Annotated in this window: 5 protein-coding genes and 1 pseudogene; all 6 read left to right on the top strand. The window is 57.0% G+C overall.

Annotated features, from left to right (window positions below):
- A pseudogene (locus IQ273_RS29680) lies at positions 1-599 on the top strand (lipid-A-disaccharide synthase); the annotation flags it as partial.
- 105 nt (positions 600-704) lie between these two features.
- A complete protein-coding gene (locus tag IQ273_RS29675) occupies positions 705-1,445 on the top strand; it encodes a MotA/TolQ/ExbB proton channel family protein (RefSeq protein ID WP_194026704.1) in 741 nt (246 codons plus the stop codon).
- Positions 1,442-2,095 (top strand): biopolymer transporter ExbD, encoded by a 654-nt coding sequence (locus IQ273_RS29670; protein ID WP_194026703.1) that lies wholly within the window; start codon positions 1,442-1,444, stop codon positions 2,093-2,095. Before IQ273_RS29675 ends, IQ273_RS29670 begins: the two co-directional genes overlap by 4 nt.
- 183 nt (positions 2,096-2,278) lie before the next feature.
- Entirely contained in the window at positions 2,279-3,583 is a 1,305-nt protein-coding gene (locus IQ273_RS29665) for an ABC transporter substrate-binding protein (RefSeq protein WP_228054155.1), read from the top strand.
- 102 nt (positions 3,584-3,685) lie between these two features.
- Positions 3,686-4,585: a carbohydrate ABC transporter permease gene (locus IQ273_RS29660; protein WP_194026702.1), complete on the top strand. Its 900-nt coding sequence runs from the start codon at positions 3,686-3,688 to the stop codon at positions 4,583-4,585.
- Positions 4,586-4,672: 87 nt separating this feature from the next.
- Positions 4,673-5,441, top strand: a 769-nt coding sequence (locus tag IQ273_RS29655) for a carbohydrate ABC transporter permease (RefSeq protein ID WP_228054153.1), incomplete at its 3' end; no start/stop codon positions are given.

Genomic DNA, 5,441 nt, shown 5'->3' with positions numbered 1-5,441 from the left:
TCGTTACTCTCCTGCCTGCTTCCCGCCGCCAGGAGGTCAAGTACCTGATGCCTGTACTGCTCAAGGCGGCCCAAATTATTCAGGCCCAGTGCCCCAAGGTTACCTTTCTGCTGCCGGTGTCGATACCGGCGCTACAGGCCAGCTTTGAGCAGGGGGTAGCCGCCCACGGGCTAAACGGGCGAGTCATTACGGAAGACAGCAAGGTCGCGATCGCCGCCGCCGATGTCGCCATTACTAAATCGGGCACCGCCAATTTAGAAATTGCCCTGATGGATGTGCCCCAGGTTGTGGCCTACCGCATTCACCCCCTCAGCGCCCGCATTGCCCACTTCCTGCTTAAGTTTGACGTGCCTTATGTGTCGCCAGTCAATTTGGTCGCAAACAAGGTCGTAGTGCCCGAACTGTTGCAGTGGCAGGCCACTCCAGAGGCGATCGCCGCCGCCGCCCTCACCCTGCTGCACGACGAAACTGCCCGCCAGACCATGCGATCGGGCTACGCCGAAATGCGCCAAGAACTGGGGCCGCCCGGTGCCTGCCAGCGCACGGCAGATTTAATTCTAGATGCTCTGGCAGAACGCCAGCCGATAGAATTGGCCTGAAACTGTTGAAGCGTTCCTAAAGTCACTACAATTATTATGCTTTGCCGGAGAGAGGCCAGGCTGTCGAATTCAGACAGAGTGGCCCGTGGTGATAGGAGGATCTGAGTGAATATAACTGAGCTATTTGCCCGTGGCGGCGTTGCCATGTGGCCGCTGCTCATACTGTCAATCATGGCTGTGGGCACTATTTTAGAGCGGATTTGGTTTTGGTCGCGCATTCTGACCCGCGAGCGCGAGGTCTCTGGTCGAGTGCTGGAGGCCGCCCGCCGCGATTGGCCCGCCGCCACCGAAATCGCCCAACGCTCTAGTCTGCTACCCATGGGGCGCTTTCTATCGGCCCCCCTCCAGCTGCAGTCGCCCGACCCCGAGGTGTTTCGCCTCGCCCTAGAAACTGCTGCTAACGAAGAACTGGCCACCATGGGGCGAGGCGACAAGATTTTAGAGGCCGTCATCGCCCTGGCTCCTTTGCTGGGTTTGCTAGGTACGGTGCTGGGCCTGATCAACTCTCTGGGGTCCATTCAAATCAGCGATCTGGGCAGCGGTGATGCTACCGCAGGCACCTCCCTAGGCATTAGCGAAGCATTGATTAGTACTGCCGCTGGCCTAATTATCGCCATTACAGCTCTGGCCTTTTATCGCTTGTTTCAGGGGTTTATTTTTGGCCAAGCAAAAATGTTTCGCCAGGCGGGCAGCGAGCTAGAGCTGCTCTATCGCCAGAGCTGGGCTCAGCTTCACGGTCTTGCCCCGGTGCCTGAGCCGCTGCCTGCAGTTGCCCCAGTTGCCCCAGTCGAGCCCAATTCATCTACGATCGATACTGCGCCTTCGACGGAGATTCCTTCACCATGAAAGTAGATCTGCTCGACACGCCTGCCCAGGATGTGCGCCTGGAAATTATTCCGCTGATCGACGTTATTTTCTGCATTCTGACCTTCTTCATTCTGGCGGCGGTAGGTCTAACTCGCCAGCAGGCTATCGACCTGGATTTGCCGACGGCTCAGACGGGGCAGGCGCTGCCGGGCCAGGTCGGTGAGGGGGCCGATCGCCTCTATGTCAGCGTCGATGGTTTGGGCCAGGTTTATCTCGACCAGCAGCCGGTCACCCTCGACTTGCTCACCGATGTGCTGCTGCAGTTTAACCAGGTCAACCCCGGCGGGCTGATTGTGCTCTATGCCTCCCGCGATGCCCGTTACGAAGACGTGGTTACGGTGCTCGATCAGCTGCGGGCGGTAGGGGGCGATCGCGTGGCCCTAGCCACCCTGCCCAGCGATACTACTCTGGGGCCAGGGGAAGCCGAGCCGGGCTTAGCCGATCCGAACGTACTGCCGGATGGGTTTCCCAATGGGTTTCCCCAGGACGGGCTCGACGATCAAACGCTACCTCCTGGTTTTAATCAGCCTGGCAATGACCCCTTTGCGCCTCAGTCGCCGCTCTTCCCCAGCGAACCAACCTCGCCGCTACAGCCTGCTCCTACCCCAGAACCGCAGCCAGAAAATTAAACCCCTCCCACAACAGGGCTAAAACTCAGTCTTAAGATAGATACCAGCACTCAGGCTTTCCAGTTTGATAGGAGGGCCTGGGTTGGCCGGTGCTGAGTCGCAAGGCTCAGATTGTGCATAGACTGCAGTAGATTGCATTGGTTGTGCGGCGAGCCTGGGAGCGTTAGATTTCCAGGCTTTGTTTTGCTTAATAGATCTTTTTTGAGATTCTTAAACCTCAGCCGACGCAGGCTGAGTCTGATCATTTTGGCTCTGGTGGTTGCGGCTGGGGCGCTGCTGTTTGGGGTCTACGTGCGAGCCCAGCAGCCCGTCACCATCTCGTTTTTGCTGCGGGCTGTAGAGGCCGACCAAATGCAGGGGTTGGCCGACCAGTTTATGGCCGAAAATCCCGACATTCGCATTGAGATGGTGCGCGGCCCCAACGCGGCCGATGCGGTTGAAAACCTCTACACCACCTCTTTTTTGCTGGGTGATTCGCCCTACGACATTCTCTTTTCCGATGTAGTCTGGATTCCCAAATTCGCCGCTGCCGGGTGGCTGATGGATTTATCCGATCGCGTCAGTGAAGCCGACCTGGCCGATTTTCTAGAGGCCGATGTCGCCGCTGGCGTGTATCAAGACGGCTTTTACCGCATGCCCTTTCGCTCCGACATGGGTATGCTCTACTACCGCACCGACCTGCTCAATCAGGTGGGGCTACAGCCCCCTGCAACCTTTGCCGACCTAATTGCGGCCTCAGAAACCATTCAGGACCAGACCGATGTGAACTGGGGCTTTGTGTGGCAGGGGTTACAGTACGAGGGACTGGTGACTAATTTTGTCGAACTGGTGGCGGGCTACGGCGGCTTTTGGGTCGACGCAGACACTCTAGAAGTAGGCCTCGATCAGCCCGCTGCAATTCAAGCGACTGACTTTATGAAGGGTGTCATTGCGCAGGGCATTTCTCCCCCCGGTGTAACAAACTACATTGAGGAAGACGCCCTGCGTCAGTTTGAGAATGGCAATGCGGTTTTCATGCGCAACTGGCCCTACGCTTGGGCCGAGGCTAACGGCGACGGCTCTCCGGTAGCTGGCAACATCGCCCTCAAACCCATGGTGCACACCGCAAACGAACAACCTGCCGCCTGTTTAGGGGGCTGGGGCTTTGGGATTTCTGCCACCACTCCTCACCTTGAAGAAGCCTGGCGCGTGGTGCAGTTTTTCACCAGCCCTGGCCCGATGAAAGATTTCATTACTGAATTTGCCTACGTGCCCAGTCGCCGCGCCCTCTTCACCGATCCTGAGGTGCTGGCTGTGTTTCCCCACTACGAACAGCTGCTCGAAGTGGCTGAAACTGCTGTTCCGCGCCCTCCGGTGGGGCAGTACGCTCAGCTCTCAGATATCCTGCAGCGCTACCTGAGCGCCGCCATTACCGATCAAATGACCCCAGAAGCCGCTATGCGGGCCGCTGCGGGCGAAAGCCGTCGGGTCTTGGGTGTGGATGGATGAGTCGTTACCGAAGATTTTGTTCAGAGAGTTTAGACGGCAGGGCTGCTGCCCTGGGGCGATGGTGAGGATGAAGGATGGTGAGATGGGTAGAGGAAACGAAGGATGACTAAAGACTACATTCGCCAGCGGGAACAGCGAACCGGCTTGCTGCTGCTGCTACCGGCGACGCTGCTACTGCTGCTGGTCTACGCCTTTCCAATTTTGCGGGCCTTTTGGCTCAGCTTTTTTACCGAAAACCTCAGCACCAATCTAGAGCCTGTGTTTAGCGGCCTAGACAACTATGCGCAGATGGTACAGGACGGGCGGTTTTGGCAAAGTATGCGGAATACGGCTGTTTTTACCGTATTCACCCTATTCTTTGAGCTGATTTTGGGGCTGATTATTGCCCTCTGCCTCGATCAGGCCTTTCGGGGTCGGGGCTGGGTACGAACGATCGCAATTCTGCCTTGGGCTTTACCCACTGCCTTGATTGCTCTGGCCTGGCGCTGGATCTTTAACACCGAGTTTGGCGTTTGGAACGACCTGCTGCTGCGACTACAGCTAATTGCCAACCCGGTAAACTGGCTGGGCGAACCTGTCTGGGCTATGGTGGCGGTGATTGGGGCCGACGTGTGGAAGACGACCTCGTTTGTGGCGATTTTGCTGCTGGCGGGGCTGCAGTCGATTTCTCAAGATCTTTACGAGGCCCATGCCCTGGATGGAGCTAGCCCCTGGCAGAGCTTTCGGCAGATCACGCTGCCGCTGATTGCGCCGCAGATTGTGATTGCCATGCTGTTCCGTTTTGCTCAGTCCTTTGGCATTTTTGACCTGATTCAGGTGATGACGGGCGGCGGCCCCGGCGGTGCCACAGAGATGGTGTCGATTTATATCTACGCCGCCGTAATGCGCTACCTCGATTTTGGCTACGGAGCCGCCCTGGTGACGGTAACCTTTTTGGTGCTGGTGGCGGTCGTGGCGATGACTGCGCTCTATATCTCTCGCCTGCGGGCTAAAACCGAATGATCTCAATTTTGGATTTTAGATTTTGGAGCAGAAACCTCTTAATCTTCAATCCAAAAGCCCCAATCCAAAATCCCTTTCAACCTACCCATGACTAGCGTTCCTCAAACCACATCTCCGCCCACCGCTCCTCCCCAGTCCAGCGATCGCGGCATTTCCTGGATGCGGGTGCTGCTCTGGCTGGCGATCGCATTTACGGTCATCTTCAGCCTAGCCCCGGTGCTGTGGCAGGTGCTGACATCAATCAAAACCAATGCCGCCATCACCGCCGACTCGGTGGTGTACTTTCCTGGCCTCGATCAGCTTACTTTTGAACACTATTTAAATTTATTCAGGCTCAACCAGTTTCACATCTACATGTTTAACAGCGCTCTAGTCGCGATTATTTCCACGCTGCTGTGCCTGGCGCTGGGCTCGCCTGCGGCCTATGCCCTGGCTCGCCTGCGGATTCCGGGAGAGCAAATTATTCTGGCGCTGGTGCTGGTGGTCACCCTGTTCCCCTACATTTTGCTGTTTCTGGGCCTGCTCGAAGTGGTGCGCGTCTTTGGGCTGGCCAACAACTACCTGGCGTTGATTATTCCCTACACGGCCATCAACCTGCCCCTGACCATTTTGGTCATGCGCAGTTTCTTTCAGCAGCTGCCCAAAGATTTAGAAGACTCGGCCCGCGTGGACGGCTACAACACCCTGCAAATGCTCGGGCGCATTGTGCTGCCCATGACCCTACCCGCCCTGGTCACAACTGGCATTCTGGCCTTTATCTTTGCGTGGAATGAGTACCTATTTGCCCTCACCTTCATGACCCGCGAAGAGATGAAAACCATCCCCGTTGCCGCCGCCCAATTGGGCGGTACAACCC

Origin of the sequence: Nodosilinea sp. LEGE 07298 (assembly GCF_015207265.1) — a bacterium.
GTDB lineage: Bacteria > Cyanobacteriota > Cyanobacteriia > Phormidesmidales > Phormidesmidaceae > Nodosilinea.
Note: the sequence above shows the minus strand (reverse complement) of the source record. Positions and strands in the feature narration are given on the sequence as shown.